This window comes from Streptomyces sp. NPDC111656 (assembly GCF_055656965.1).
The window spans coordinates 131,811-156,547 of record NZ_JBVKCA010000009.1 but is presented as its reverse complement, the minus strand read 5'-3'; the positions used below and the strand labels follow the sequence as shown (position 1 = coordinate 156,547).

23 protein-coding genes, 1 tRNA gene and 4 pseudogenes are annotated in these 24,737 nt (G+C 68.0%); 15 read left to right on the top strand and 13 right to left on the bottom strand.

Annotation, left to right across the window (positions count from 1 at the left end; genetic code table 11):
- Positions 1-202: 202 nt before the first annotated feature.
- Positions 203-1,604 (bottom strand): annotated as a pseudogene (locus ACZ7M3_RS26615) (IS1380 family transposase).
- A 140-nt stretch (positions 1,605-1,744) separates the two neighbouring features.
- Here ACZ7M3_RS26615 and ACZ7M3_RS26610 point away from each other — a divergent pair.
- Together ACZ7M3_RS26610 and ACZ7M3_RS26605 are read left to right on the top strand one after the other, a co-directional pair.
- Positions 1,745-1,966 (top strand): hypothetical protein, encoded by a 222-nt coding sequence (locus ACZ7M3_RS26610; RefSeq protein WP_472066163.1) that lies wholly within the window; start codon positions 1,745-1,747, stop codon positions 1,964-1,966.
- 162 nt (positions 1,967-2,128) lie between these two features.
- The gene (locus ACZ7M3_RS26605) at positions 2,129-4,633 is read left to right on the top strand and encodes an NPP1 family protein (RefSeq protein WP_472066161.1); all 2,505 of its coding nucleotides are present in this window, start codon (positions 2,129-2,131) and stop codon (positions 4,631-4,633) included.
- A 305-nt stretch (positions 4,634-4,938) separates the two neighbouring features.
- Here the strand turns inward: ACZ7M3_RS26605 and ACZ7M3_RS26600 are convergent.
- Both ACZ7M3_RS26600 and ACZ7M3_RS26595 read right to left on the bottom strand, forming a co-directional pair.
- Positions 4,939-5,583, bottom strand: a pseudogene (locus tag ACZ7M3_RS26600) (transposase); the annotation flags it as partial.
- Positions 5,584-5,796: 213 nt separating this feature from the next.
- Positions 5,797-6,006 carry a hypothetical protein gene (locus ACZ7M3_RS26595; protein ID WP_472066455.1) on the bottom strand — a complete coding sequence of 70 codons (210 nt, stop codon included), beginning with the start codon at positions 6,004-6,006 and terminating at the stop codon, positions 5,797-5,799.
- Between the two features lie 1,006 nt (positions 6,007-7,012).
- Here ACZ7M3_RS26595 and ACZ7M3_RS26590 point away from each other — a divergent pair.
- Both ACZ7M3_RS26590 and ACZ7M3_RS26585 read left to right on the top strand, forming a co-directional pair.
- A pseudogene (locus ACZ7M3_RS26590) lies at positions 7,013-7,249 on the top strand (aromatic amino acid lyase); the annotation flags it as partial.
- Positions 7,250-7,271: 22 nt separating this feature from the next.
- Positions 7,272-7,655, top strand: a complete 384-nt coding sequence (locus ACZ7M3_RS26585; protein ID WP_472066485.1) for a hypothetical protein — start codon at positions 7,272-7,274, stop codon at positions 7,653-7,655.
- Positions 7,656-7,877: 222 nt separating this feature from the next.
- Here ACZ7M3_RS26585 and ACZ7M3_RS26580 read toward each other — a convergent pair whose 3' ends face one another.
- Positions 7,878-8,666: a bestrophin-like domain gene (locus ACZ7M3_RS26580; protein WP_472066159.1), complete on the bottom strand. Its 789-nt coding sequence runs from the start codon at positions 8,664-8,666 to the stop codon at positions 7,878-7,880.
- Positions 8,667-8,902: 236 nt separating this feature from the next.
- On the opposite strand from ACZ7M3_RS26580, the pseudogene ACZ7M3_RS26575 reads away from it, so the two are divergent.
- The 4 genes and pseudogenes from ACZ7M3_RS26575 to ACZ7M3_RS26560 all read left to right on the top strand — a co-directional run.
- Positions 8,903-9,103 (top strand): annotated as a pseudogene (locus tag ACZ7M3_RS26575) (hypothetical protein); the annotation flags it as partial.
- A 306-nt stretch (positions 9,104-9,409) separates the two neighbouring features.
- Positions 9,410-9,538 (top strand): hypothetical protein, encoded by a 129-nt coding sequence (locus ACZ7M3_RS26570; protein WP_472066157.1) that lies wholly within the window; start codon positions 9,410-9,412, stop codon positions 9,536-9,538.
- Positions 9,539-10,089: 551 nt separating this feature from the next.
- The gene (locus tag ACZ7M3_RS26565; RefSeq protein ID WP_472066155.1) at positions 10,090-10,983 is read left to right on the top strand and encodes an amidase domain-containing protein; all 894 of its coding nucleotides are present in this window, start codon (positions 10,090-10,092) and stop codon (positions 10,981-10,983) included.
- Between the two features lie 12 nt (positions 10,984-10,995).
- Positions 10,996-11,559, top strand: coding sequence for a hypothetical protein (locus ACZ7M3_RS26560; protein ID WP_472066153.1), 564 nt, complete (start codon positions 10,996-10,998; stop codon positions 11,557-11,559).
- Positions 11,560-11,799: 240 nt separating this feature from the next.
- On the opposite strand, the gene ACZ7M3_RS26555 is transcribed toward ACZ7M3_RS26560, so the two are convergent.
- A tRNA-OTHER gene (locus tag ACZ7M3_RS26555) sits at positions 11,800-11,891 on the bottom strand.
- A 491-nt stretch (positions 11,892-12,382) separates the two neighbouring features.
- On the opposite strand from ACZ7M3_RS26555, the gene ACZ7M3_RS26550 reads away from it, so the two are divergent.
- From ACZ7M3_RS26550 to ACZ7M3_RS26540, 3 genes are all read left to right on the top strand, one after another.
- Positions 12,383-12,811 (top strand): hypothetical protein, encoded by a 429-nt coding sequence (locus tag ACZ7M3_RS26550; RefSeq protein WP_472066151.1) that lies wholly within the window; start codon positions 12,383-12,385, stop codon positions 12,809-12,811.
- Between the two features lie 270 nt (positions 12,812-13,081).
- Complete coding sequence (locus tag ACZ7M3_RS26545; RefSeq protein ID WP_472066149.1) at positions 13,082-13,720, top strand: hypothetical protein; 639 nt, start codon at positions 13,082-13,084, stop codon at positions 13,718-13,720.
- Complete coding sequence (locus tag ACZ7M3_RS26540) at positions 13,717-14,205, top strand: hypothetical protein (protein ID WP_472066147.1); 489 nt, start codon at positions 13,717-13,719, stop codon at positions 14,203-14,205. The genes ACZ7M3_RS26545 and ACZ7M3_RS26540 overlap by 4 nt, the downstream gene beginning before the upstream one ends.
- 242 nt (positions 14,206-14,447) lie before the next feature.
- On the opposite strand, the gene ACZ7M3_RS26535 is transcribed toward ACZ7M3_RS26540, so the two are convergent.
- The 5 genes from ACZ7M3_RS26535 to ACZ7M3_RS26515 all read right to left on the bottom strand — a co-directional run bounded on the left by ACZ7M3_RS26535 (position 14,448) and on the right by ACZ7M3_RS26515 (position 18,966).
- On the bottom strand, positions 14,448-14,918 hold the full coding sequence (locus ACZ7M3_RS26535; RefSeq protein ID WP_472066145.1) for a hypothetical protein: 471 nt from the start codon (positions 14,916-14,918) through the stop codon (positions 14,448-14,450).
- A gap of 163 nt (positions 14,919-15,081) precedes the next feature.
- On the bottom strand, positions 15,082-15,327 hold the full coding sequence (locus ACZ7M3_RS26530; protein ID WP_472066143.1) for an integrase core domain-containing protein: 246 nt from the start codon (positions 15,325-15,327) through the stop codon (positions 15,082-15,084).
- Between the two features lie 785 nt (positions 15,328-16,112).
- On the bottom strand, positions 16,113-16,691 hold the full coding sequence (locus tag ACZ7M3_RS26525) for a hypothetical protein (protein ID WP_472066141.1): 579 nt from the start codon (positions 16,689-16,691) through the stop codon (positions 16,113-16,115).
- Positions 16,688-18,394, bottom strand: a complete 1,707-nt coding sequence (locus tag ACZ7M3_RS26520; RefSeq protein WP_472066139.1) for a PHP domain-containing protein — start codon at positions 18,392-18,394, stop codon at positions 16,688-16,690. The genes ACZ7M3_RS26525 and ACZ7M3_RS26520 overlap by 4 nt, the downstream gene beginning before the upstream one ends.
- A 134-nt stretch (positions 18,395-18,528) precedes the next feature.
- The gene (locus ACZ7M3_RS26515; protein WP_450429000.1) at positions 18,529-18,966 is read right to left on the bottom strand and encodes an ATP-binding protein; all 438 of its coding nucleotides are present in this window, start codon (positions 18,964-18,966) and stop codon (positions 18,529-18,531) included.
- A 114-nt stretch (positions 18,967-19,080) separates the two neighbouring features.
- On the opposite strand from ACZ7M3_RS26515, the gene ACZ7M3_RS26510 reads away from it, so the two are divergent.
- Positions 19,081-19,917 (top strand): helix-turn-helix domain-containing protein, encoded by an 837-nt coding sequence (locus ACZ7M3_RS26510; RefSeq protein ID WP_472066137.1) that lies wholly within the window; start codon positions 19,081-19,083, stop codon positions 19,915-19,917.
- On the top strand, positions 19,914-20,156 hold the full coding sequence (locus ACZ7M3_RS26505) for a DUF397 domain-containing protein (protein ID WP_472066135.1): 243 nt from the start codon (positions 19,914-19,916) through the stop codon (positions 20,154-20,156). Before ACZ7M3_RS26510 ends, ACZ7M3_RS26505 begins: the two co-directional genes overlap by 4 nt.
- Before the next feature lie 20 nt (positions 20,157-20,176).
- On the opposite strand, the gene ACZ7M3_RS26500 is transcribed toward ACZ7M3_RS26505, so the two are convergent.
- On the bottom strand, positions 20,177-21,271 hold the full coding sequence (locus ACZ7M3_RS26500; protein WP_472066133.1) for an alanine racemase: 1,095 nt from the start codon (positions 21,269-21,271) through the stop codon (positions 20,177-20,179).
- A 147-nt stretch (positions 21,272-21,418) separates the two neighbouring features.
- On the opposite strand from ACZ7M3_RS26500, the gene ACZ7M3_RS26495 reads away from it, so the two are divergent.
- Both ACZ7M3_RS26495 and ACZ7M3_RS26490 read left to right on the top strand, forming a co-directional pair.
- Positions 21,419-22,012, top strand: a complete 594-nt coding sequence (locus ACZ7M3_RS26495) for a TetR/AcrR family transcriptional regulator (protein WP_472066131.1) — start codon at positions 21,419-21,421, stop codon at positions 22,010-22,012.
- Positions 22,005-22,871 carry an alpha/beta fold hydrolase gene (locus ACZ7M3_RS26490; RefSeq protein ID WP_472066129.1) on the top strand — a complete coding sequence of 289 codons (867 nt, stop codon included), beginning with the start codon at positions 22,005-22,007 and terminating at the stop codon, positions 22,869-22,871. Before ACZ7M3_RS26495 ends, ACZ7M3_RS26490 begins: the two co-directional genes overlap by 8 nt.
- A 21-nt stretch (positions 22,872-22,892) precedes the next feature.
- Here ACZ7M3_RS26490 and ACZ7M3_RS26485 read toward each other — a convergent pair whose 3' ends face one another.
- Both ACZ7M3_RS26485 and ACZ7M3_RS26480 read right to left on the bottom strand, forming a co-directional pair.
- Complete coding sequence (locus ACZ7M3_RS26485) at positions 22,893-23,336, bottom strand: CAP domain-containing protein (RefSeq protein WP_355622328.1); 444 nt, start codon at positions 23,334-23,336, stop codon at positions 22,893-22,895.
- A gap of 508 nt (positions 23,337-23,844) precedes the next feature.
- Positions 23,845-24,615 (bottom strand): isocitrate lyase/PEP mutase family protein, encoded by a 771-nt coding sequence (locus ACZ7M3_RS26480; protein WP_472066127.1) that lies wholly within the window; start codon positions 24,613-24,615, stop codon positions 23,845-23,847.
- Positions 24,616-24,737: the final 122 nt, after the last annotated feature.

Sequence of the window (24,737 nt, the reverse complement as noted above, 5' to 3'; positions counted from 1 at the left end):
AGAACCCAGCTCCCCAAGATCCCCGGCAAGACTCAAGGCAAGACGAAGTAGCCCCTAACCTCCTTGTTTCGGTTGGGAGCGATGAGCCGGGCTGACCGTGGTTGTTGGCCGCTTGCCGTCAAGCGGGCATGGCTGGGGCCCGACGCTCGGGTCGGGTGCTCCGGTTCCTCGGGTCGTGGGTGGGCAGGGACGGTGTTGCCGGTCAGGTGGCTGGCCGTGGCAGGGCGGCGAGGCGGGCGAACGCGGTGACGAGCTCATGTCGCCAGGGCCAGGTGGCGGAGATCCGCAGGTGGAGGCGGCGGCCGCCGCGGGTGATGCGGGCGGCTGCGTGCAGCAGCCGGTAGCGGAGCTTCTTCGGCTCGGCGCAGGCCAATTGGCCCTCCAGCAGCAGAGTTTGGGCCCAGGCGAGTAGGTCGAGGCGGTCAGAGCCAGTTCGAGCCAGTCAGCGTTGATGGCGAAGTGGCGGGAGGGGAAGCGGCCGAAACCGGTGGTCTTGCCGCAGCGGATGCGGTCCTCGACGCGGGCGTGCGCCCGGTGGCGGACCTCCAGATGCTGCAGGGAGCCTTCGCCGTGAGGGGTGTCGGTGAGGAAGACCTGGTGGTGCATGCCCTCGTCCAGATCGAACAAGGACAGCTGGGCGCCGGGGTGAGGGCGCTCGCGCCGGACGATGATCCGGGTGCCGTCCGGGTGGTCCGCCAGGTCCACCATGCCAGTCAGTTCTGCCACTTCGGCGCCGGTCCGCAGGGTGCCGTCCTGTTCCAGCGCGGGGTGCCACAGGTGGTCGGGCAGGGCCTGGATTGCGCGGTGGAGCGGTTCGGTGTCGGCGTATCCGACGGAGAAGGAGGTGTGGATACCCGTTCGCGCAGTGCCCGGAGGCGGGTGAGGAAGGCTTTTGCGCCTCCGGCGCTGTCGGCGCGGATGAGGATGTCGGTGCCGTGGCGGTGGGCGTCGGGGATCTGGGCCAGGGCGGCGTCCAGGACGGTGATGTGGTCTGCGGCGGTTTTGGCGCCGGCGTTGCCCGGCCGCAGCACTCCGGCCAGGGCTTCGCCGGTGTTGTCCAGGAAGCACAGCAGTGGGTGGTGGCCGAAGCCGCGTTTATAGGTGGCCGCCGCCTGCTCCTTCTCCGTGTGGCGGGTGACGAGGGTGGCGTCGATGTCCAGGACCAGGCCCGGCAGGTCCCGTCCGCCGGCGTGGGCCGCGGGTGTGCCGCCGGTGGTCTCGGTGGCCTGCAGCCAGGCGACCTCCCGGGCGGCGGCTCTCGCCGAGCGCAGGCGGGCGAGTGCGGCCGGGTCGATGCCCGCCAGCAGGCGCCAGGCGGTCGGGGTGGAGGCGACCGGACCGAAGACCTCCCTCTGGTCCCGCGGCAGGGCCAGGTCCACTATCGCCTCGCCGCCGTCGGCGAGCATCACTGCCAGATCGACCGCGATCCGGCCGGGGTCGTGCCCGGTGCCACGCGGTCGCAGCCTGCGCAGCGCGTCCGTGAACACGCCGGTCAGGCCGGTGACATCAGCGAGATCGGCCAGCAGGCGGAATCCGGCGTGGCTGACGACCCCTTGGCCGTCGGCGGAGACGACGAGCTTGGGACGCGACCCGGTAGTGTGCACGCAGAAGTGCCTTCTTGCTGTGGTGACAGAAGCCCTAGACAAGCCTCATCATCCCAGCTCAGGAGGCACTTTCGCGTTTCCGCTCGAGATCCGGACGCCGCCGCAAATGAAACGCGGAGGCCAGCGCCGCGTCCCCGACCATGAGACTCGATTGGATCAAGGGCGACATCGAAGGCAAGATGACCGAGAAGTCGCTGGACGGAAAGGAACAGGCCAACAAGTTCAGGGTGAAGCGACCGATAGCGGTTCTGGCGGCGAGGGCGGCGGCGACCTTGGTGTGGGCGCTGGTGGCGGTGCCCAGGGCGGTTGCCGCGACCAGTGGGCGAAAGGCGGCGAAGCGCTGGCGGAAGAAGGCGTCTTGACGGGTGGTCGGCCGACTGGAAGAAATGGGCCGGGCCCATTTCCCCGAAGGGACCCGATCCACTTCCGAGAGAGGACGTCACCGGATGTCCGGCCTTTCCCATGTCCCGAGAATCTCCTGGTTAGGACCTTTTTCCCCCGGCGGCAACCGTCGTCTCAGCGATGTGATCGCAGCCGGTCTCACGATCGTTCTGGTCGTGTGCGGCCTGCTGGCGGTGCCCTCGGAGGCGAGTGCCGCCGAACCCGACCCGCCGCGGGCGTTGCCGCAGAATGCCACCGACAACGATGTGAAGTGGCAGCCTGCCCTGGATTACGACACGGACAGCTGCTACAACGTGCCGGCGATCGGGCCGGACGGCACCATCGCCCAGGGCCTCGACCACAACAATACGTCCGCTTCGGCGGATTGCCGTGACCAGTCCGACCTGGACAACAGCAATTCCTACGCGCGTCAGCGGTGCAACTCCGGCTGGTGTGTCTACCTCTACGACTACTACTTCGAGAAAGACGTCGCGATCGAGGACGTCGCAGATGCCGGCGGCCACGTCCACGACTGGGAGCACATCGCCGTCTGGGTCCACGACGACCAGGCGAAATGGGTCTCCGCGTCGCAGCACGGCAACTACGAGATCAAAGCGGCCGACGACGTCCTCTGGGACGGTACCCACCCCAAGCTCGTCTATCACAAGGACGGCGCCTCCACGCACAACTTCCGCTTCGCGTCATCGGGGGACGAGCCGCCCGAGAACCATTACCACCGATGGATACGCTCCCCTCTGGTGTCGTACAACGGCTTCCCGAGCGGGCTGCGTGACAAGCTTTTCGACCACGATTTCGACCACGCCTCGATCGCCATCAAGGACCCGAACTACGCGAGCGATCTCGAAGTCGCCATGCCCTTCTACGTGACGACCGAGTGCAGGCCCAACGGGAGTGGCGGCCAGATCTGTACCGAGATCAAGAACCCGATGTTCCCGTTCGACTACACCCGCGACGAGAACTCACCGGGCGATCCCAACCCGCCCTCTGATCCACCGGACACACCGCCCGCCGACCCGCTCAAGGTGATGGTGGTGGGCGATTCGATGACGCAGGGTCATGAGGGTGACTGGACCTGGCGATATCGGCTGTGGCAGTGGTTCCGGGACCAGCATGTGGCGGTGGATTTCGTGGGGCCGTACACGGGAACCCTGCCGCCCGACTCCCCGTCTGCACCGAAGCCTCCCCCGCTCCAGGGCGAGCAGCAAACAGTCACGGGACCGCCCCGGACGTCGGGCGGGTACGCCAAGGGCGCGGAGGAGTTCGACAGCGACCACTTCGCCGTGTGGGGAAGGCAGGCGGCCCAGGACAAGACCCTGATCCGTGAGCAAGTGAAGAACTTCAAGCCGGACCTGCTGCTGGTCGGGCTCGGGTTCAACGACATGGGCTGGTTCGTCAGCGATGCGAACGGGACCCTGTCGAGCATGAAGTCACTGGTCGACGAGGCCCGCGCCGCCGATCCCGAGTTGAAGTTCGCGCTGGCCAACGTCCCCCAGCGCACCAAGATCGGCGGACGGGACGACCTGATCGCCAACACCGACACCTACAACCGGCTGCTGAGCGACGCGATCCCGCAGTGGAGCACTGACCGGTCACCGGTCAAACTGGTCGACTGGCGCGGGGACTACTCCTGCGAGCCGGACGGATGCCCCGCTGGTTACGACGGCCTGCACCCCAACGCGCTGGGCGAATACCAGATCGCCCACGCCTTCGAGAAGACCCTGCACGACCGCTACCACCTGGGCACCGCCGTCCCGGCCGTCCCGGCGAGCGCGCCCGCCCGGCCGACGCCCGTGCCGGACCACGTCATCGCCTCCTCAGAGGACAGCGGCATCAAGGTGACCTGGGATGCGGTCTATGGAGCCATCGGTTACCAAGTCCGCTACCGGCTGGTCGGCATGGCCGACTGGACCGAAGCCCGTGTCGCGGCGAACCGCTTCGACACCACCTGGACCGAGGACGGAATGGAGTGGGAGTACCAGGTCCGAACCGACAACGGCGGCACGGTGAAGTCGGACTGGTCGGCGACTGTCGGGGCCACCGCGCATCCCAAGACCGCTCCGCCGCCCGTCGGTATCGTCACCACAGCCACCGCGGCCGGCGTCGATGTCGTCTGGGGCACCCCCACCGGCCCGTACACCGACACCATCGACCGCTACCAGGTGATCACCTACGACAAGGACACCCCGGGCGCCTTCATCGACAGCACCTCGGTCACCGGCAAATCCATCCACATCGACGGCCTCACACCCGGCCACCACTACGAGGTGGCCGTCGTGACGTGGAATGCCGCGGGCGGCGGCCTGCCGGGCGCCGGACGTCCCGTCACCATCGGCGCGGGTACCCCGCCGGCGCCCGGTGACCTCCACGTGACCTCAACCGACCCCACCACGGTGCAACTCACCTGGTCGGGCTCCTCGCAGGCGGCCGGATACCGAGTCTGGGTCCGCAACATCAATGACGGAAGCCAGTCCTCCGCCGACGAGTTCATCGTCGACACCACGCACCATGGCATCGCGTACCTCTTCCCCGGCACCTGGAACTACGAGTTCTGCGTCACCGCCGTCAACGGAGCTCTGGAGTCCGCGAAGTCCGACTGCATCGTCGCACCCCGCCCCGCGAGCGGCTAGTACTCCAGCAGTACTTCGTGGCTTGACCTGGGGAAACGTAAAGCGGTGGGAGTGTAGCGGGCAGACGGCCGTCACGGGCGGCTTCTGCCCGCCCGCCCCTCGAAGGAGTGTCCCCGACGGCGATAGTGGCAGTGGCGGGCAACAGCCTGGCGTCGTCGGCGCCAGCGCGACCAGTTCAACGCGTGGGTGTGGGCACGAGGGTGTCGGGGCGCGCAAGCTGCCAGGAGTCGCCGCACTTCCGCCACAGTGAGCTCGATGACCTCAGCCTCCTCATCAGCGCAGCCCCCTTTTCGCCCTCCTGCGCGGTCGCTCGCGGTGTTGGCGCCGGCGTTGCCGGGCCGGAGCCGGCCGGACAGTGCCTCGCCGGTGTTGGCCAGGAAGCACAGCAGCGGATGGAAGCCGAAGCCGCCTTTGTAGGTGGGTGCGGCCTGCTCTTTCTCGGAGTGGCAGGTGACCAGGGTGGCATCGAGGTCCAGGACCAGCCCGGGCAGCATGCGTCCTGCGGCCCGGGCTGCGGGGATGTCCTCACTGTGCTCGGCGGCCTGCAGCCAGGCGACTTCCCGGGCCTGGGCGCGGGCCGAGCGCAGCGACGCCAGTGCCTTCTCGCCAACGTCGGCGAGCAGCCGCCAGGCTGTTGGTGTCGAGGCGACGGGGCCGAACACCTCTGCCTGGTCTCGCAGTACGGCCAGGTCCGCGATGGCCTCGCCGCCGTCGGCGAGCACCACTGCCAGATCGGTGGCGACTCGGCCTGGATCATGGCCGGTCCCGCGCGGCCGAAGCGGCCTGAGAGCGGTGGAGTACGCGGCGCTCAGCCCAGTGGCATCAGCGAGATCGGCCAGCAACCGTGCCCCGGCATGACCGACCACCCCCGAACCATCAGCACTGACATGGATCTTGGCACGCAACCCGATACGCTGCACGTAGAAAGTGCCCTCCGCCTGGACCGACAGAACCCCTCAGCAAGGTTCATCGTCCCAGGTCAGGAAGGCACTTTCGCGTTTCGGCCCCACCAGCCGCCGTAACCAAGTGAAACGGCGGGGCCAACGATCAAGCCCCCTGCCGGCGAAGACCCGCGGGCAGGGGGCTTGTCGCTGTGGACGCCGATCGGCGGTCAGGCTGCCGGCATCGGCGATCCCGCGATCAGGAAGTCCCCGATCTGACGATCAGAAGGAGACGGTGACGCCGGCCTGGTGGTACTGGCCGACGGTGTCCAGGGCCTCGTCCTTGACCGCGCCGAACTGACCCACGAGGTCCGAGCTGCTGATCGCCGTGGGGCCGGCGGCGATGCCGACCTGCGGGCTCAGGCCGCCCGAGACGGTGTCGAGCTCGGCGTCAGAGATTTCAATGGTCTGAACCTGGGGAGCGGAGTTCATGATGAAACTGCCCTTCGTATGGATGTTCCACAAGGGGGAGCGGCCAAGCTGGGGATAAACGGTGGGCCGCGACCGCAGGCGCGCGCCATCCGTTTCCGGACGTCTTGGCGCGAACCCGTCGGCGCGAAGGATCAAATCACGGTGCGTGCCCGGCATCCAGCCGGTCGCTGCTCCCAGCGGGGCAGTTGAAAATGTCGGCTACTCATCCATGCACGCATGCACACGAATTGAGGGCAGCTTCTCTACATACAGCCCCGCACAGGAAAGCGACAGCTATTGCCACGGCGACTCCGAACAGGACAACTCCGCACCAACAGAACGCCCCCGTGGCGCAGTTGCGCATTCGCTGTGCAGATTCAGTCACGTTCATATCCGCGCGTTCTTCAGCACCTCGTCCACAGCGTTCCGCTGCCCGTACGCAGCCAGCCTCATCGGGTCCGGCTCCTCCGTCGGCACGGGGCAGAGCAGGGCAGAGCAGGGCAGGGCACGACAGCGCTACGGAGCAGAAGGGGCCCGTGCCCCACCCGCCGCCCAGTCCGTCAAGGTCCGTGGTCTGTGCACCAAGGCAGCGGCGGGGGACGGGTCGGCTGAGTCCTGGGCAGGCCGTCTCTGGGCCGTCCGAGGCACAGACGAATCGGTTTCCGCCGGAACGGACACCACCACACGCCGGCCTGACGGCTGAGGTAGGGGAAGTGATTGAGGACGTATTCGGGGTGCAGCGGGCGTCCGTCGGGGCGGTGGAAGACACAACCGCCGTGGGCGGCGGTATGGGTGACGGGTCCTCTGGCGCGGGCGCGGTGTCCAAGGGCGGTGGCGACTCGGCCGGAGAGGGCGACCCCGTTCCGGCTCGTGGCCTCGCCTTTGCGCAGACCGGCCCATAGTCAGCCGTTTCTTTCGGTGCGCGACATCACTCCATTTGCGTGTATACGTGAAGGTTCGTCTCCGACAGGTGCCGGGCGCTGAGCCGTCCGGTCACTTGCACGGACAACGGATAGGGGATTGAGCAATGCTCCTCGACGATTCCGTCCCTCTGCCTGCTGCTCCGTCTGCACTGATGACATCGCCCTTGATCCAAATCCCGCTCGTGGATGAGCTCACCCCCGCCATCCTGGAACGGGCCGCCCTGCCGGTCGATTTCACCGTCGACGACAAGGTGCGCAGGCGGGTTGCCGAATGCCGCGAGTACACCGCCACGGCGATGAGCGACGGCCGCGCGGTGTACGGCGCGACCACCGGCTTCGGACCGCTCGTCGCATTCCCCGGCCGTGCGGAGTTCGGTCACCGACACCGGCACCGAGAACTACACCTGTCTCGAATACTCCGGGAAGAATCTCCTGGTCACCGCGACGGGCACGGCGAAGGTCCAGCTGCCGGGGACCCAGTGCACGGGTGACGAGAACGAGGGGACGAACGACGTGACGGTGACATGGTCGGACGGCACCACCTCACACATCCACTACGACAGGATCCATGGGGCTGAGACCGCCGGCCTGGTGGCCGTCTCCGAGAGCGGGACCGTTTCCCCGACCAGCACCAAGTTCGCCAATGACGCCTCGTCACTCACCGGAGAGCTGATCGGTCAAGGCTGTGGTACCGCTACGGGCGAGACGTCGGGCCACGGCACTTTCACGGTGGTGTTCAGCCACTGATCCGCGTCGTGACCTGGGCCGCCCCGAAGTTCCATCCGTGCCCCCGCGGGGCTCACGCATGAGCGCCCTCCCTGGCCGTCCTGGGGCCGTGAAGGGCACTCAACGGTGCCCAACGCCGACAGCTGCCGACAGCTCGACAACAGGTCAGGGCGTTGATCGATGAGGCGGCCGCAGGTCACGACCGCCGGTGGTCAGTTGTCGGCTACTGATCGCGCCCGCCGTCTACGGCCCGCCGTCGAAGAAACCGGACTTCAGGTCCCCGATGATGGCGTCGAGTGGATGCCCACTGACGATGAACGGTCCGCTCCAGGGCGCGCTGAGTGCGAAGAGCAACGCCAGGCTCAGCCCGACCACACTCGCAACACCTACGATCAGCAGTGACGTTCGCAGGCTGCTGCGGAAGACCAGTGCGCCGGAGTTCACGATCAAGGCCAGTCCGCTGACCACAAGCGTGACGACGTAGAGCGCGGGAACGTCGCGCGAGGCGGCCGCAACGCGGGCGCGACGACTACTGGTGACACCGTCCATGGAGACCACCAGCTCCGTGCCTGTCGGAGTTCCCACCTCGGGCCGGGCCGCCTCGGCGCGCACACTCCGCTCCAGCCGTGCGATCGCGTGAGCGGTGGCGGGGTCGTCACCGGACGCCGCTGCTGTAGCCTCCCACTCCCTGGCACGCGTGGTCTGCAAGTAGTCCAGCAGTGCCGCATGGATCGGCTCCGACTGGACTCGCGGACTTGTCGCCGCCCATGCCAGGCGGGAGGCCGCGGCCGCCTCGTCGCTCACCAACCCCTCGGCTGCGCGCAGGTAGCCGGCCTCGCTGGCCAGTGTGAGTGCCGCAAAGATCGCGAAGGCAGCGCCGAGTGTCGGCATCAGGGGCGTGGCGATCTGCGGCACCCGATCCCGTTCCTCTACCGGTACGAGCGCCCGGACGCCGACCCGCGCCACGGCCGCGACCAGTAAGGCAAGTAGGAGCCCGCCCACAACCAGCACCGCCGCCGGCAGCGAGGTCAACCAGTTCACCACATCACCTACAACGCGTTCCCGCGAGCACCCTGCGGCGGCGGCACATCGGCCCCCGCGACCTGGAACTCCTCGTCGATCACTTTTAGTGAACGCCCCATGATCACAGGTTGAAGACCTCTGACGCCTGCGACGCCCGGCACGGCATCTCTTTTCGTTGGCCAAACTTTCCGCCCAGGAACGCAGGTGAACGCCCCCGTACACACACCCACACCCGACCAACACAGTTGGGAAGCGTGCTGGTGACGGTCGAGTTAGCCATGCGTCACACCCGGGCCCGCCATGAGAAGCTCCGGCAAGAACGACTCGACGCCTACTCCACCTACGCCGGCACGCTGATCAACTACCGCCGCTGCCTGGTGCACCTGTGGTTCTGCGAGCACGAACAGCCACCACCAGTAGACCCCGATGCCGTCCGGATCCTCGCGTCTTGAGGCACCTACGGACGCACCCCTTCGTACGGACTGTCCAGAGACAGCCACACATCAGCAGGGCCGCACCACAAAGTGCTACGAGCCGACCGCTCACGCCGATCAGGCCAGATACCTGCCCTAGACGCGACCAGCTTCCCAAGCTGAGGGGTCAGGCATACACGCGCCTGATCGGTCGGCGGCCTCGCCGTCGTGGCTGACTGTCGTCGGCTGAGGCCCAGACGAACCCGCATCCAACGCTGTGCAGACGTCATCGGTCACCCAACTGCGGCCGACGCGGCAGGACTGTGCATCCTGACCACCATGACGAACCCCGAAGGCCCGTACGTGAAAGTGCACTTCCGGCTTGTGATCAAGAACGACTGGCCCCCGGCGTCGATGGAGAGCCTGTGGGCGGTCGACCAAGGCGACGGCGGCCGTACCCTCGACTGACGCCGCCCACGTACTCCACGCTGGGCCGTCCCTGGGCCGTCCGAGGTTGCTCAACAGGGAACAACGATGACCAATGACGACTGCTCAGCCGCACATGAGACTCGTCCTGAGCTGGGAAGACGCAGGTCACCAAGATCCCCGGCAAGACTCAGGGCAAGAAGACAGGTTGTGTTCGCCCTCAGTCTCCGCCGACCGTGAGCCTGCCGCGTCCGCGACGGACGTGCCCCTCCCGTGCCCGATCGGTCGGGAAACAACGGGGAGCCACGGTCGCTGGAGGACGACGGGGACGAGAGCGGCCCCTGACCGAGCTACCTGGTCAGGGGCCGCTCCAACGAACAGATCGAGCGGGCCCTTGAAGCTGCTGAGGAATAGCAAGCCTACCTGGGGCTACCGAGGCGTCGCCCCGGTGATCCGGCTCAGATGCCGCGCGAAACACAGCCAACTGGGAACCCACGCGTCCGCCCCTCCATCCTCCTAGTCACGAGTCCCGAAGCCGCACCGATCCGCGACCAGGCGGCCGGGACCCATCACAGGGGGAAGGAACCCGAATCTTGCGCAACAAGTTCGGCCGTACGATCACCGGCGCAGCAGTGCTCGGGCTCGCCGCCACCGGCGCCATCGCAGGAACAGCGAACGCCACCACAGACGTTCCCGACACTTCGGGCGCCATCACAGGAACAGCAAACGCCACCACAGACTCTGCCGACAACGCCTCCGCAGACGTTGCCGACAGCCCCTCCATAGATCTTCCCGACAACTTCTCCGCAGCCGTTCCCAACGCGGTGTGGACCGCGAACGGTTGGCCCGCACCTTCAGCCGATCCGCACCTTCCTGACGCGAACGGCAACATCGCCGCCGACCAGGAGGAGGAGCCGCAGCCGCTCATCTCTGAAGGCATCTACGGCCCTGACGCCGACCCGGCGTCCACGTCCGCAGATTCAGCCGATTCGGCAGCCGCAGCCGCAGCGATCAGCGGCAACGGAACGGCCAACTGGGCGTACAACAACCTGGACACCAGGTGGGAGTACAGGACCGACTGCGCGAACTTCGTCTCCAAGGCCCTGTACCACGGGGGCGGAATGAAGATGCGCCCCGGCGGCCGCAAGGCGGACAATGCCTGGTGGCAGGGCAGGTATGGGTTCGGTAAGAGCTGGAGTTGGACGAGCGCGGACTACCTCCGGCGGCACGTGACCAAGTGGCGGAATTCCGCGATGATTCCGCACGAGTACAACGCCAAGGTGGGGGACCTCGTCTTCTTCAAGTGGAAGAGGGAGAGGATTTACAACCACGTGGCGATCGTCTCAGCCATGGTGCAAGGGCACGCGAGGATCGTGCAGCACGGCCTGAAGAATGAGACCACTCTCAACGAAGTGATCAATCGGTACAGTCACACCCCGAACCCGATCGAGAAGGTCACGATCGTCAGGCCCAAGACCCGCAATTAGCAAGGATGTGAGATGCCCAGGTTCAAGCAGAGCCATACGGCGGCCGGATGGCTGGCAGCAGCAGCAGTGTTGCTGACGTCTGGATGTGCTGTCCTCGACAGCAGCTCTGCTGATGCCAGAGGGCCGGGCGCGTTCTACGAGCAGGCGTACGCCGACCACGAGCCGTTGCACGTGGTCGGCTACCCCTCCACCGGCTCTCTGCTAGTGGTGCAAAAACTCGTGTGGGACATCGCCGATGGCAAAACGGATGAACTTCGCAAGCTGGCGACCAGCGACAGCAACGAGACGGACGCCCGGAAGACCGCCGACAACTGGATCAAGGGCTTCGGTGCCGGCGCCCGCCGCAATGTGACAGGCGATTTCTATGACGACGGCTCAGAGCGCCAAGTCGTGGTCCTGTACTTCCATGACACCCGCCAGGTCAAAGAGTTCACCGTTCGGCTCGATGGCGACGCGGGCAAGGAGGACTGGCGGGTTCTGATGAAGTCGGCCGATTTCAAGGACGCAACCCTCGCTCCCAACTGGGCGCCGAAGGAGCCGGGAGGAACCGGCTCCAGAATGAAGAACAGCAACTGATCACATGAGCACCTCGGGCCCCCGCCCTCCGGAACGAGCCGGAGGGCGGGGGCTCGTCATCTCCCATGTCACGGCGCCCTGCGCCCCCTGGTCCGCGACAGCGCCAATCCTCCGACCGGGCGCTCTCGCAATGGTGATCCACAACGCTACACAGCCGGATCAAGGTGAGACAGGACCCACGCAGATGGGGTGCCCCTCGGTGAGAGGCACCCCATCTGACCAGCAGGTCTATGACCTCGGCGGAGGCGGTGAGATTCGAACTCACGGTGACATCGCTGCCACGACGGTTTTCAAGACCGTTTGCGTGATCGGTCCCTGACTTCCCCGCTTCCACAACACCGTGCCCGATGTCCGCCTCGGAAAGAGACGCCAGCCGGAGGAGCAAGGCATCCTCGCCAAGGACCGCCACGGCTCCTACGGTACCGTCCCGTGTACCACCCGCCGCAGCCTCATAGAGCTCATGGAGCAGCACGGGTTCTGGGGGCATGCATCATCCGCAACCACCGCGAGCGCTGGCGCCGCAAGACCGTGCCGCTCTCGCGCCAGAAAGGGCGAGGACTCACGGGGAATCGGCGGCAACAGCGTGGCAAACACTGGGCCTTGCTTCAAACCACGTCTCCACAGCTCACGCCGGCAAGCACGCACCCTCGCTCCCAAAGCGGGCGTTGTTGCAGGGGCGGCGACCGCAATCGATCCTGATCGAAATGTCTCCATCCCAAGGCCGATCCGCCAGCCGGAATCAGGGTGCACCTTCACAGGGGGTGCAATGAGGTCTCTCGCGATCACGTGGACTCCGTGGAGTCACGGCTGGGCTTTCGTCAAGGTGACTGACGATCAAGGCGGGGCGGAGATCGCCGCTTCGTACGTCACCGACGGGCCTGAGCAGTTCCTGTACGCGGTTGCCAGGCTCGTGCTGGGTGACGGAGAGACGCTCGCTGAGCTGGAGGGGGAGCCTCAGGTCTACCGATGGTTCTTCCGTCGGGACGGATCTGAGGTCGACATGCGTCTCGTCGTGGCTGAGAACGACCGGGCACCGGACAGCTCGGAAACTGTTCTCTGGTCAGGTCGCCACACGATCGCGGCACTGGCCCGCTCGGCCGTCCGCGCCTTCGACCAGATCACTCACGAGCTCGGTGAGGAGACCTACAAGGCTCAGTGGGGCCGTCCGTTCCCTCGAACCGAACTCGAAGCCCTACGCATCGCGATGCGGGCGCACGTCAGGAGCACCCCGGCTCCTGACATCACCAGCTGACATCAACGAGGGGGGACACAAGCAACCTTGAGCAGCCGCAAGCGGCGTTCCGATACAGGGAGCTCGGTTCCATGCGGGACTCGGGATCGAACTCCTAAAGTGGGTGTCGCAGGTTCGAATCCTGCCGGGGGCACAGCGAGAAGGGCCAGCACCACATCGAATTCTCAAGTTCTCCTCAGAACATTGATCATTTGATTGTCCAGTACATGCCCTGACCGTAGTGTCCGGGTGCTCGATCGCCACGGGGGCGGTCCACCGGAAAGGTGTCACATGGGCATCGGTTCACGGCGCGCTGCGACCGGCGCTGCTACTGCTCTGCTTCTCTGCTTCGTGACTGCGGGTACTGCTGCCGCTGATGAATTGCCGACAGGCGACAACAGCGCGATATCCGCTGACCAAACGGCGGACATCAACGACAGACAGGTCTGGGAGGACGCCACCGATCAGCCACTCTCCGAGAAGGCGCCGTCCATGTGTGACCAGCCGTCCACGTGGTACACCATCACGTCGAAGAAGGCATACCACGTTCCTTCTTGGTGGAACGGCACCAAGTACAAGGACGGTCCGGGTGGCACCATGTCCGTGTCCGTCACCAAAACTGGCACCATTTCTGCCGAATTTTCAGCGAGCGGGGAGTGGTCGGCCGGAGCAATCCTCGCGAAGGCTAAGACCACCATCAGTATTAAAATCGGTGCCAGTGTCTCTGTCGCCATCGGCCACAACTACTCCCATGACATCAGCCGGAACAAGTACGGACACCTGCAGTACGGCTCGTGGGGGTACAAGCTGAACTGGAAGCGGTACCGTTCCGCCGGTGGTAGCAGCTGTGGTGGCGTCGAGATCGCTCACGGGTCGGCGACGCTGCCCACATCCGAGACTGGCTGGAAGTACTGGGAAACCTCGTCATGACCTTTTCGAGCCCGCGGGCATGGCTCGCCGGATGCGCTGTGGCAGCGTCAGTAGTCCTGCTCGCCTCGTGCACGTCCGGCAGCGATGACGGCAAAGCCTCCAAAGATCACTCGCCGCCTGTTGCGAGTGGGTCGCAGACGGCAACAGAGTCGTCCCAGAAGAAACTCACTGAGCAGGCTCAAGCGGCCCTGACCGCCGTCCACAGCGGGAAGATGGTCGAGGCCGGCGCGGAGCGGGTGATCGACGGCATCCACACCGAGCCGAGCCTGAACGAGGGCAGGACATACAGGCTCAACCTGGTGTGCGTCGGCAACGGCAGCGCGCAGTTGACATTCACGCCGGCGAGCACCGGCACAGAGACCAAGGTGCCTTGCGATCAGTCGGTGGTCCAGCAGCGGATCACCGTGCACAAGCCGGTACGCATTGATGTCGACGGCGCCAAGGGGTCGACCGGCGTGATCGCCTGGCGGATCGACGCCATCTGATCCGGGCATACGGGTGACCCCAGCACGGCTGCTGGGGGCACTCAATCAGTGCAGCAGCGAAATACGGCAACCTCAACGACCGAATCCGACCAGCCGCGTCTTCGTATGGCTGAAGCGCGACCTGCATGACCCTCAACGGCTGATCTCTATAGAGCTACGGATCAGAAGGTCCCGCCACCAGGAGACGGCTCGGCTCCCGCCTCGGGCCGTCGTGCAACAATAAAATCTCGGTGCCACGGAGTTCAGCGCAGAGCCCTCCGCTCGTCTACACGACGGGTCGGTATACCCAGAAACACATCGGGCGCTGCAGAGCCAAAAAAGATGTTGAACGTCTCCAGCTGATAGGACCAGGCCCCGTCACATCTGCCGACGAACCGGTAATTGATCTGCCATTGCAGCCACTGGCCGGGAGCCAGCCGAACGGCTGGCGGGCGCCGGTTGCGTCGTGGCATGGCAAACATGGATACCTCTGGTGGATCCACGCGCAGCAGCCCATCGACCTCGCGGAGGATCGTCCCGGGCGCCGACAGATCCCGCACCTGCATACGAGGCTCGAAGGAATCGGACTCCCGCATAGCGACCTCGTGGAGGGCAGAAATCAAGCCGGGAGGCAGCAAGAAGACGGACGGGGCGGAGTTCCTCAGGGCAGCTTCAGGACCGCCGCGCGACTTCTTCGTCCACGACGTGCGCACCCGTTGAACAACGGCATCCATGGGCTCGATCATCCGGCATGACGCCGCACCGCGGCCACAGAGTTATGTGCCGCGCCAGACCTGTGCCAGATCGTGCGGGGAACCACGGGGACGCCGGGCACCAAGTCAGCGGCCACCTGAACGCCAGCACTGAAGATTCCCCGTGATCTCGGACACTTGATCTCTATGTCGCGAGGGCGTGTTGGTGCCGCTGCCTGGTCTCAGCTGGGGTGAGGTAGCCGAAGACCTTGTGCTTGCGCAGGCGGCGGTTATAGAACGTCTCGATGAAGGCGAAGACCTCTGCGCGGGCGGTGGCCCGGTCTGGCCATGCACGGGTCCCGATCTCTTCTTTGAGGAGGGTCCAGAAGCTCTCCGCGGCGGCGTTGTCGAAGCGTGTTCCGGTGCGGCCGCGGCTTTGCCGGAGGTTCATGCGGCGTGGCGACGTGTGGCGCACCGAACAAGTCAGGGGGCCGGTGCCGGCGGAAGGTGGTGACCGGCACGTCTCGGTGTCCGGTTCATCAAGGGCCCTGGTCCGCATACGGCGTGGCCCAGCGCAAGGAGAAGGAAGCCAAGGCGAAGAAGCGCTCTATCCGCAAGAAGCGCTGACCGTGGCTGACATCCACAGGTGACATCAACGGCACCGGACGTCGGCACCCATGCACGGCCCAGCACATACGCCCCGATCGAGCAGGGACCCTGCCGGGCCGATCGAACTCCTAAAGCGGGTGTCGCAGGTTCGAATCCTGCCGGGGCACGGAGAGAGAAGGGCCGGCTCAGGAGGATTCCGAGGCGTGGACGACGAGGGCACGCACCACAGCCGCACCACATAGGGCGGGGAACGGCGGGAATCACAGGGAAAGCGGCACCGCCTGCCAAGGTTCCCTGCCAGCCGTTCGCCCAGGTCAGCCTCACTGCCGGAACGGTGCTCGCCGCTGCGACGTACGTCTGTCTCGCGTCGCGATCCTGGAGGCGCGTATGCCGGGCCGGACTGCCGTCGGCCGTGGCCGGTTTCGCCTCCAACGGTTTCGGCGTCGCGTTCATGGTCCCTACGGCGATGGGCGTGGCCGGGCAGCAGCCGGGCTCATCCCCGCCGAGGGCCTGTCCGTCGTCACTTCGGGTGTCCTGTGCCACGGGGGCGGTGCTACCGGTGGGAGGGGCGGCGGCTGGAACTGTCAGCGCAGTTCCAGCCGGCTGCCCTCGATCGTTCTCGTCGGGTCAGTGGTCCGCGCAGCACGGGGTCGGGTCCGGGACCTCGAACGGGACCAGGGTCCCGCCCGCGGCCGGCATCGCGGCCAGGACCAGTTGTCCTTCGCGCCACTCCGGTCGTACGTGATCGCGGGTGACGATCCGCTGGTCCGGGGCGGGGCCCTCGGGCGCCCCGAGGACGACGATCCGCTCGACCGCGGAGACGGCCAGCAGCCGGGCGACGGTCACCGTGCCGGTGAGGGCGTCGGCTCCGGCGTACCGGACGGCACGGCCCCCGGTGCGCGCGAGGTGCTCCGCGGCGGCGTGCGCGGCACCGGCGGCCAGCTCGTCCGGACCGTGCCGCTCGGCGCCCAGAGCGGCGCCGAACTCCCGTTCCGTGAGCGCCCGCCAGGCCGCGCGGGCCACGCGCTCCGAGGGGGTGGAGAAGGACAGCGCGGTGTGCCGCCGCCCCTCCCGCACATGGTGCGTGCAGCCCACCACCCCGTCGTCCAGGCCGAGTTCGACGGCGAGGTCGAGGAGGAGATGGTCCGCCACCCGCAGGGTTGCGGACAGACCGGTGTCGACCCCGACGACGTACCGTTCGGTCACGACGGCAGGATCCACACCGGGTTGGAGTAGAACCACAGGTCCTTCCACGGGTCCGCGTCACCGACGACGTCCACGGCCGGGCCCGCCGGGTCGACCGCCGCGCCCATCAGACCGGTGGCGGAACGGTTGCCGTCGGTGCCGCGCAGCCGGACGTACACCGGGCGGTCGACCGCGCCGAGGGAGTACGACAGACGCACCACGCCCGTGGACTTGTTCACCTCGTACGACCGGACGACCTTCGCGGTCGGCGCGGTGAAGGTGTCCTTGTCCGCGACGGCGCCCGTGACATCGCCCTGGATGACATCCACGCGGGCCAACTTCGGTACGAACCCCGCCCAGTTGGGTCCGTCGGCGAGCGCGATGTCGACCGTCAGCGTGACCTTCTGCCCCTTCTTGACGTGCAGCGCGCCGCCGAGGGTCGCCCAGCGGCTGCCGCCCGCCACCCGCGCGTCGAGGCCGCTGATGAGCTGCCCGTGGTCGACCCATACGCGCCCGGCGCGGATGCCGTCCATGACGGCGGCGTACGAGAAGCCGTCGGCACCGACGTGGGTACGGCTGTACTGGCCGGGCCAGTAGTCGCCCTGGGTGACGTCGATCTTGCCGCCGTAGACCGGGTCGGTGTGCCTGCCGTTGGCGGTGAAGTCACTGTCCGGGCCGCCGCGGACGGCGGTGTCCGTGTACACCTGGTGGGAGTCGGAGTTGGCCGTGATCCACCAGGGCTTGCCCTCGGCGAGGAGGCTGTCCCACAGGCCGCCGACCGTCGCGGTCATCCAGTCGAAGCCGCCCCAGGTGCGGTAGCTCTCCAGCGGGTAGCCGGCGAAGGAGTCGGCGCTCGGGTTGTTGTCGTAGATGCCCCGGGCGCGCCCCATGCCCAGCGGCGTGGCGATGCCCGCCGCCTGGTGGCCCGGCGCACCCTCGAAGCCGACGGCGATCTGCCGGCCCGAGCCGGTCGCGTCGCGCCAGCCGCGGATCTCGTGCGGCGAGTCGACACCGCGCCGCGCCGGGTGGTTGGCGAGCATCAGCGCGTCCTTGACCTTCCGCCGCTGCACCTGCTCCGCGAGGAAGTTGAGGCCCGCGACGGCGAGCGCCTCGTTGGCGGGCGAGGACCCGCTGGTACCCGTCACGCTGCCGTCGTAGGACGTCTCGAACGCCTTGAGGACGCTGACCTCGTTGTTGCCGGGGTGAACGAACACGGTGCCGTGCTCGGCGCCCGGTATGTTCCACTCCAGCCCCTGGAAGACAAGTGTGTCCTCGTACTTCTCCCGGGCCTCCTTGATGTCCGGGTTGACCTTGTCGACACCGATCTTGGCGTGCGTCTCGCTGCCGTGGTCGGTGATGACCATCCAGTCCAGACCGTGCCGGGCGCCCTGCCGGACCTGGTCGACGACGCGGTACTTGCCGTCGCTGCTGTACTGGGTGTGGATGTGGTGGTCGCCGGACAGCCAGAGGAACCCGTTCCGTCTGCGACCGCTCGTGGCGCTGGAGGCGTACGCCGGTGCCGCTGCCCCCTGCGCGAGGACACCACCGGCGGCCAGCCCCGCCCCCAGCAGCCCCGCGCGGCGCAGCAGCGAGCGGCGCGACTTCTGCTCGGGGGTCAGGGCCTCGTCGGGCACGGAGGCGTCGAACGCGGCGGGAAGCGACTCACTCTCGTGACCGTGACTGTGGTCGTGCTGGTGACCGTGGTGGTGATGCCCGTGCCCCATGCCTGCCTCCTGAGTCGTGCGCCGCGAGTGCGACAGCGCGCCACGAGGAGATTCGGTGCGGAACGTGAACGCCGGACGGCGGGCGCGTGATCGGCGGGCGATGGGGGCGAGTCGACTCACCACTTCCCCCTCAACTACCCACCTAGGCCCACCAGTAGCTCCGCCCACACCACCTTGTAGGCCATCCCGATCCGGGGCTCCACACCCCACCGCTCGGCCAGCGCCGCGACGAGCACCAGCCCGCGCCCGCCTTCGCCGTCCGGCTCCCGCAGCACCGGCAGCCGCTCGGTGCGCCCGTCGGCGACCTCCACGCGTACGACGCCTTCGCGCAGCACCAGCCGTACGCGGAAGCTGCGCCCGCGCACGCTCCCGTGCCGTACGGCGTTCGCGGCCAGCTCGGCCACGACCAGGCTCACGTCTTCGTTCGCCGCACTGTCGTACGCGAATCCCCACACGTCCATCCGGTTCGCGACCAGCCGCCGCGCGAGCCGGGCGCCTCGCGGCGTGCAGCTGAAGAGCTGCGTGAACGTACGTACGGTGACCGGTTCTTGGGCCCGGATGTCTCCTTGCATGGCCCAACGGTCCCGGGGATCACGGGCGTCGACCAGCGACGCCACTCGTACGCCGGGTTCTGTAGGAGTTCACGCTATGGACAGTACGAGTCACCGTCCGTGACCATACCCGTCATGACCAACAGCACCACGAACGAGCCCGAACCGTCGGACGGTCTGAAGACGTTCGGCCTGGTCCACAAGGCCTGCCGCAAGCGGGCGGGGCTGACGCAGGAGGAGTTCGCTCCCCTGGTGGGGTACCAGCCGTCCACGGTCGCGTCGATCGAACAGGGGAGACGACTGCCGCCACGGGCGTATGTGGAGCGGGCGGAGGAGGTGTTGGACGCGTTCGGAGTGCTGCGGGCGGCGGCGAAGTACGCCACGCGGCAGCCGGGTTTGGCGTCCTGGTTCCGCGAGTGGGCGGAGCTGGAGGAGCAGGCGATCAGTCTCTATACGTACGAATGCCGCTTGGTGCCGGGCCTGTTACAGACGGACGGGTACGCACGGGCGGTGATGTGGAACGTGCCGCAGCGGCCGACCGACGAGCAGGTCGAGCAGCGTGTGGCCGCGCGCTTCGCGCGACAGGAACTGCTCAGTACGGATCGGGAGCGGCCCACGGCGTTCAACTTCATCATCGAGCAGGCGGTGTTGGAGCGGCACACGGGCAGCGAGGAGGTCACGCGAGTCTTGATCGACCACCTGCTGCAGGTGAACGAGCGGCACTGGAACGTCGAGATCCAGTTGATGCCGCTCCGGCAGCCGGTGCACGCGGGTCTTGACGGCCCCATGCGCTTGCTGGAGACGCCGGAGAACGAGTGGCTCGCGTACGCCGAAGGCCAGAAGACCGGGCACCTGATCAGTGACCGCAAAGCGATCAGCGTGCTCCAGCAGCGGTATGCCAAGATGCGCTCACAGGCTCTCTCCCCCGAAGACACGGTGAGCCTGCTCCGGGAGATGCGAGGAGCGCTATGAGCACCACCGAACTGGCCTGGTTCAAGAGCACGTACAGCGGCAGCGAGGGTGACGACTGCGTCGAAGTGGCCCTCTCCTGGCGCAAGTCGACCTACAGCAGTGGCAGCCAGGGCGACTGCGTCGAGGTCGCCACCTGCCTCACCACCATCCACATCCGCGACTCCAAGCACACCTCCGGCCCTCAACTCGCCCTCTCCCCCACCACCTGGACCGAGTTCGTGGCTTTCGCCGCGCGCTAGCCGTTCACCGCGCGGGAGTGTCAGGTGTTGGCGCCGCGTGCCGCCACCCGCCAGCGGTCCAGTTCCACGCCCTGGCGGGCGATCACCAGCTCGTCCGCGAGGTTCACCGGCTGGCAGACGTGGTTGGGGACGACGGCGAGTACCGCGCCGAGGCGGGGGGCGGGTACGCCTTCCGGGAGGTGGACCACCGCGTGGTGCTCCCAGAGGGCGGTGATCGTGGCCTCGGGGTACTGCGGGAGATAGCCGTGGCCGGTCACCCACGCGGAGCGGTCCGCGCCGAGGACCTTGCTGCCCGCGTCGAGGACGAAACGGTCCGGGGCGGGGACGCTGATGACCGTCGAGGCGGCCGCGAGGGCCAGGTCGTCGACGCCGCAGCAGCCCATGGCCAGTTGCTGAGCGTCGTTGAAGACGTAGACGCCGGGACGGAGTTCGTCGACCGGGCCGGGGCGCCAGCGACCCGCCGTCGGAGTCGAGCCGCCGCTCAACACCCGGGGTTCCAGGCCCTGTTCGCGCAGAGCCTCCGCCGCCTCGGACAGAGCCCGCTCCTCGTCGCGGGCCGCCCGCTCCCGGGCCTCTGGGTCATGGCCGTATCCGTGTCCGGGGAAGGTGAACGCGCCGAGCGCGCTCAGCCCGGCGTCCGACGCGGCGCGGGCCACCCGACCCGCGTCCGCGGCCGGCACCCCGGTCCGCGCCGTGCCGCAGTCCACCTCGACCAGGACCTCCACCGCGCGGTCGCTCCCCCGCACCGCGTCCCCCAGCCGCCGCGCCGCCGCCACCGAGTCGACGCCGACCCGCAGCGCGACCACGTCGGCCAGTCGGCGCAGGCGCCGCGCCCTGCTCTCGTCCGGCCAGAGCGGATACGCGATGAACAGGTCGTCCACGCCCGCCGCCGCGAACGCCTCCGCCTCGCTCAGGGTCGCCACCGACAGTCCGCGCGCACCCGCCCGGAGCTGCCGCCCCGCGATCTCCGCGCACTTGTGGCTCTTGGCGTGCGGCCGGAGAGCGAAGCCGCCGGCCCTGGCGGCCTCGGCCATGCGGGCGATGTTCCGGTCCAGTACGTCGGCGTCCACGACCAGCGCGGGCGTGACGAGCCCTTCGGGCAGTTGCTCAAGCATCACTACGTCCTCCCCGCATCACCACGTCCCCCAGTCCGCTACAGCCTCTCACTCCCCATGCGCCTGTGTATATTAGGTCCCTACCTAGGACTCCTAGGCAATCAGGCAAGGCAATCCAGACAAGCCAGTGCTCCAGAGGTGGTCCCCATGGCCCGTGCCGGGCTCACGGCCGACCGTGTCGTCGAGGCCGCGGCCGATCTCGCCGACGAGGTCGGGTTCGAGAACGTCACCCTGTCCGCGTTGGCGCGCCGATTCGGGGTGAAGGACGCGAGCCTGTACTCGCACGTCAAGAACCTGCAGGATCTGCGGACGCGGGTCGCGCTGCTGGCCGCGGGCGAGATGATCGACGGGATCGCCACGGCTGTCGCGGGGCGGGCCGGCAAGGACGCCCTCGTCGCCTTCGCGGGCGCCTACCGGACGTACGCGCTCGCGCACCCCGGCCGCTACGCCGCCACGCACACCCCGCTCGACCCCGCCGTCGGCGCCGCGTCCGACGCGTTCCGGCGTACCGCCGAGATCACCTACGGCATGCTCCACGCGTACGGCCTGTCCGAGCCGGACCTCACCGACGCCGTACGGCTGTTGCGCAGCACCTTCCATGGTTTCTGCGCTCTGGAGGCGATCGGCGGCTTTCACGCCGCCAGGGACGTGCAGACCTCGTGGGAGCGGGCCCTCGACGGCCTGCACACGGCCCTGGAGCACTGGCCACGGAGCGAGCGGAGGGAAGAGGATCATGCGTGACAGGCACTACGACAGGCACTACGACGAGCAGTACGACGGGCACTACGACGTGCGGGGCAGCGGGCCCCTGCTGCTGGTCATTCCTGGCGGGGCCGGTCATCCCATGGGGCTGGACGGCGCCGTCGCGCGCCTTTCCGAGCGGTTCACCGTGGTGACGTACGACCCGCTCGGGCTGTCCCGCGGCCCGCTCGACGGGCCGGTCGGGGACCAGCGGGTGGAGGCGTGGAGCGACCGCGCCCACCAGCTGCTCGACTCCCTCCTCCCGGACGGCGAGTCCGCGTGCGTCTTCGGGAGCAGCTCCGGTGGGATCGTCGCCCTGGACCTGCTGGCCCGGTACCCGGAGCGGCTGCGGCGCGTGGTCGCGCACGAGCCGCCGAGCATCGGAGTGCTGCCGGACGCTGCCCGGCAGCACGCGATGATCACAGAGGTGTACGAGATCCACCGTACGGAGGGGGTGGCGGCGGCGACGGCCCGACTCGGCGCCGGTCTGGAGGGCCGGAGTCGGGAGCCCGGTCCACACCCCCGCCCCGCGTCGACTGCCGCCGACGGCGGCGAGAACGCGCGGAGCGGGCAGAACATGCCGGACTCCCGAGAGACGCAGAACACGCCCATGGACATCTTCCTCGGCCGCGTCCTGCGCCCCTTCACCTCCCATGCCCTGGATCTGGACGCCCTGAAGGGTCTGTCCTCCCGGCTCACGCTCGGTGCCGGAAGCGACTCGCGGGGCCAACTCCCCTATCGCACGGCCTCGTTGCTCGCCGAACTCAGCGGCAGCGACTTCGTCGAATTCCCCGGGGGTCACCTCGGCGTCCTCCAGCACCCGGTCGCGTTCGCGGACCGGCTGACCGAGGCGCTCTGAGTCGCCCGGCAGACGGAGGGATCAACCAGGCGCCGCGAAGAGCTGCACTGTGTACTTTCCGCTGACGGCGACGCCGGTGTCCTTGAACGAGCAGTTGACGATGTTGCCCTTGTGGCCCGCGCTGCCCATCCAGCCGTCAACGACCTGCTTGGCGCTGGTGTCTCCCCAGGACATGTTCTCCGCCGACGGCCCCGCGTTGTAGCCGGCCTCCTTGATGCGCGTTTGGGGCGTGGAGCCGTCGGAGCCCGTGTGGTTTGTCAGGTTGTTCTTGGCGGCGTCGTCCGCGAAGACCTTGGCGGCCTGGGTCAGCTGCGCGTTCTCATGGAGTGCGGGGCAGTTGGCCTTTTCGCGTTCGGCGTTGACCAGCTGCAGGACCTCGCCGGGCGAGGTCTGCAGGGCGCGCGGCGCGGCGGCGGGGACGGTGACCGTCGCCGCGGCGCCTGCGGCGGCCGCTCCGGTGAGCACCAGCAGAGGGGCCGCACACGCGGCAACGCAGACACGACGTATTCGATTGCTCTTGGTTCGCACGGGATTCCCTTTCGTCAGGGGCGGTCGGCAGCTCCCCGACATCGCGTGCGACGCGACGCGAGGAACGTGACGGCACCCTCCCCGCCCTTGGCCGTCACCAGCCCGCGGCCTCTTTCGCCGCTCGGGTGAGGGGCATGACAACGCCTCCTCGTACAGATCCACCGTAAGCCCGACCACGCGCGCTCACGACTCGGGCGGCCCGCGGGCGGTGCCCCGGGACAAACACGCCATCGGAGCCGGTCCGTTGAGAAATCGCGTCATCATCGGCGTCCGCGCCCGCATCGACGTCTCCGTCCGCCCCGGAGTCCGCGTCCGCGCCGACCTTCGAGGCTCCCGCCGACCGGCTCGGCGCGCCCCGGCCGAGGTCCGCCGCACTGCCGGGCACCGAGGTGGACGACGTACCGGAGGCGCTGGTCTTCGCGCAGGTCAAGAAGCTGAGGCAGGCCTAGGAGGTCCGGTCCTGCGGGCTGAGGGCCTGTACCTCGTCGTACGTCGGCGCGGTGCCCCGCGGTGGGCGGCCTGCGCGGATGTCCGCCATCGCGTCCAGCGCCGCGCCCAGGGCCCGCCGGTAGAGGTACGAGCCCAGGCTGATCCTGCGTACGCCGAGGTCGGCGAGGTGGGAGACGGGCGGGCCCGCGGGTGAGTAGAGGATGTTCAGCGGTACGTCGAGGGTCTTGAGCAGGGCGGTGACGCGGGCCGGGTCGGTCAGTCCGGGGACGAACACGCCGTCGGCGCCCGCCTGTTGGTAGGCGTCGAGACGGCGGACGGTCTCCCGCTCGTCCACACCGTCGCCGAGCCAGTGGGTGTCGGTGCGGGCGTTGACGAAGAGGTCCGGTACGGCTGCCTTGACCGCCGCGATCTTCGCCGCGTGCGGGTCGGCGGGACCGAGGCCGTCCTCCAGGTTGATGCCGACGGCTCCGGCGGCGGCGAGTTCGCGCGCCAACTCGGCGACTTCGGCCGGATCTTGGCTGTATCCGTCCTCGGCATCGACGGACAGCAGGTAGGGGGCGCCCCCGAGTTGCCGAGCGAGCCGCACGGTCAGGTCCCGGGTCGCCGCGACCCCGTCCGGCAGTCCGGCCGCCGCGGCGACACCGAGGCTCGTCGTACCGATCGCCGCGAAGCCCTGAGCGGCGAGGAGCCCGGCCGAGGCGTGGTCCCAGGCGTTGGGCAGCAAGAGGGGCGCGTCGGCGTGGTGGAGCGCGGCGAAGGGAGTCATGTCGACCTTCCGGTGCGGGGAGTCATGTCGATCTTCCGGTGCGGGAGCTAGACCTTTCGGTGCGGGAGCGGCGGGCGATCACGTCAGCTTGCCGACAGCGTCGGCGTAGTACGTCGATCCCT

Excerpts from the sequence above, each read along its gene's own strand:
- ACZ7M3_RS26540 (WP_472066147.1), top strand. The coding sequence starts at position 13,717 with ATGACCTTTTCGAGCCCGCGGGCATGGCTCGCCGGATGCGCTGTGGCA.
- ACZ7M3_RS26505 (WP_472066135.1), top strand. The coding sequence starts at position 19,914 with ATGAGCACCACCGAACTGGCCTGGTTCAAGAGCACGTACAGCGGCAGC.
- ACZ7M3_RS26480 (WP_472066127.1), bottom strand. The coding sequence starts at position 24,615 with ATGACTCCCTTCGCCGCGCTCCACCACGCCGACGCGCCCCTCTTGCTG.
- ACZ7M3_RS26520 (WP_472066139.1), bottom strand. The coding sequence starts at position 18,394 with ATGGGGCACGGGCATCACCACCACGGTCACCAGCACGACCACAGTCAC.
- ACZ7M3_RS26535 (WP_472066145.1), bottom strand. The coding sequence starts at position 14,918 with ATGGATGCCGTTGTTCAACGGGTGCGCACGTCGTGGACGAAGAAGTCG.
- ACZ7M3_RS26510 (WP_472066137.1), top strand. The coding sequence starts at position 19,081 with ATGACCAACAGCACCACGAACGAGCCCGAACCGTCGGACGGTCTGAAG.
- ACZ7M3_RS26545 (WP_472066149.1), top strand. The coding sequence starts at position 13,082 with ATGGGCATCGGTTCACGGCGCGCTGCGACCGGCGCTGCTACTGCTCTG.
- ACZ7M3_RS26515 (WP_450429000.1), bottom strand. The coding sequence starts at position 18,966 with ATGCAAGGAGACATCCGGGCCCAAGAACCGGTCACCGTACGTACGTTC.
- ACZ7M3_RS26610 (WP_472066163.1), top strand. The coding sequence starts at position 1,745 with ATGAGACTCGATTGGATCAAGGGCGACATCGAAGGCAAGATGACCGAG.
- ACZ7M3_RS26560 (WP_472066153.1), top strand. The coding sequence starts at position 10,996 with ATGCCCAGGTTCAAGCAGAGCCATACGGCGGCCGGATGGCTGGCAGCA.
- ACZ7M3_RS26490 (WP_472066129.1), top strand. The coding sequence starts at position 22,005 with ATGCGTGACAGGCACTACGACAGGCACTACGACGAGCAGTACGACGGG.
- ACZ7M3_RS26530 (WP_472066143.1), bottom strand. The coding sequence starts at position 15,327 with ATGAACCTCCGGCAAAGCCGCGGCCGCACCGGAACACGCTTCGACAAC.
- ACZ7M3_RS26500 (WP_472066133.1), bottom strand. The coding sequence starts at position 21,271 with ATGCTTGAGCAACTGCCCGAAGGGCTCGTCACGCCCGCGCTGGTCGTG.
- ACZ7M3_RS26570 (WP_472066157.1), top strand. The coding sequence starts at position 9,410 with ATGACGAACCCCGAAGGCCCGTACGTGAAAGTGCACTTCCGGCTTGTG.
- ACZ7M3_RS26595 (WP_472066455.1), bottom strand. The coding sequence starts at position 6,006 with ATGAACTCCGCTCCCCAGGTTCAGACCATTGAAATCTCTGACGCCGAG.
- ACZ7M3_RS26495 (WP_472066131.1), top strand. The coding sequence starts at position 21,419 with ATGGCCCGTGCCGGGCTCACGGCCGACCGTGTCGTCGAGGCCGCGGCC.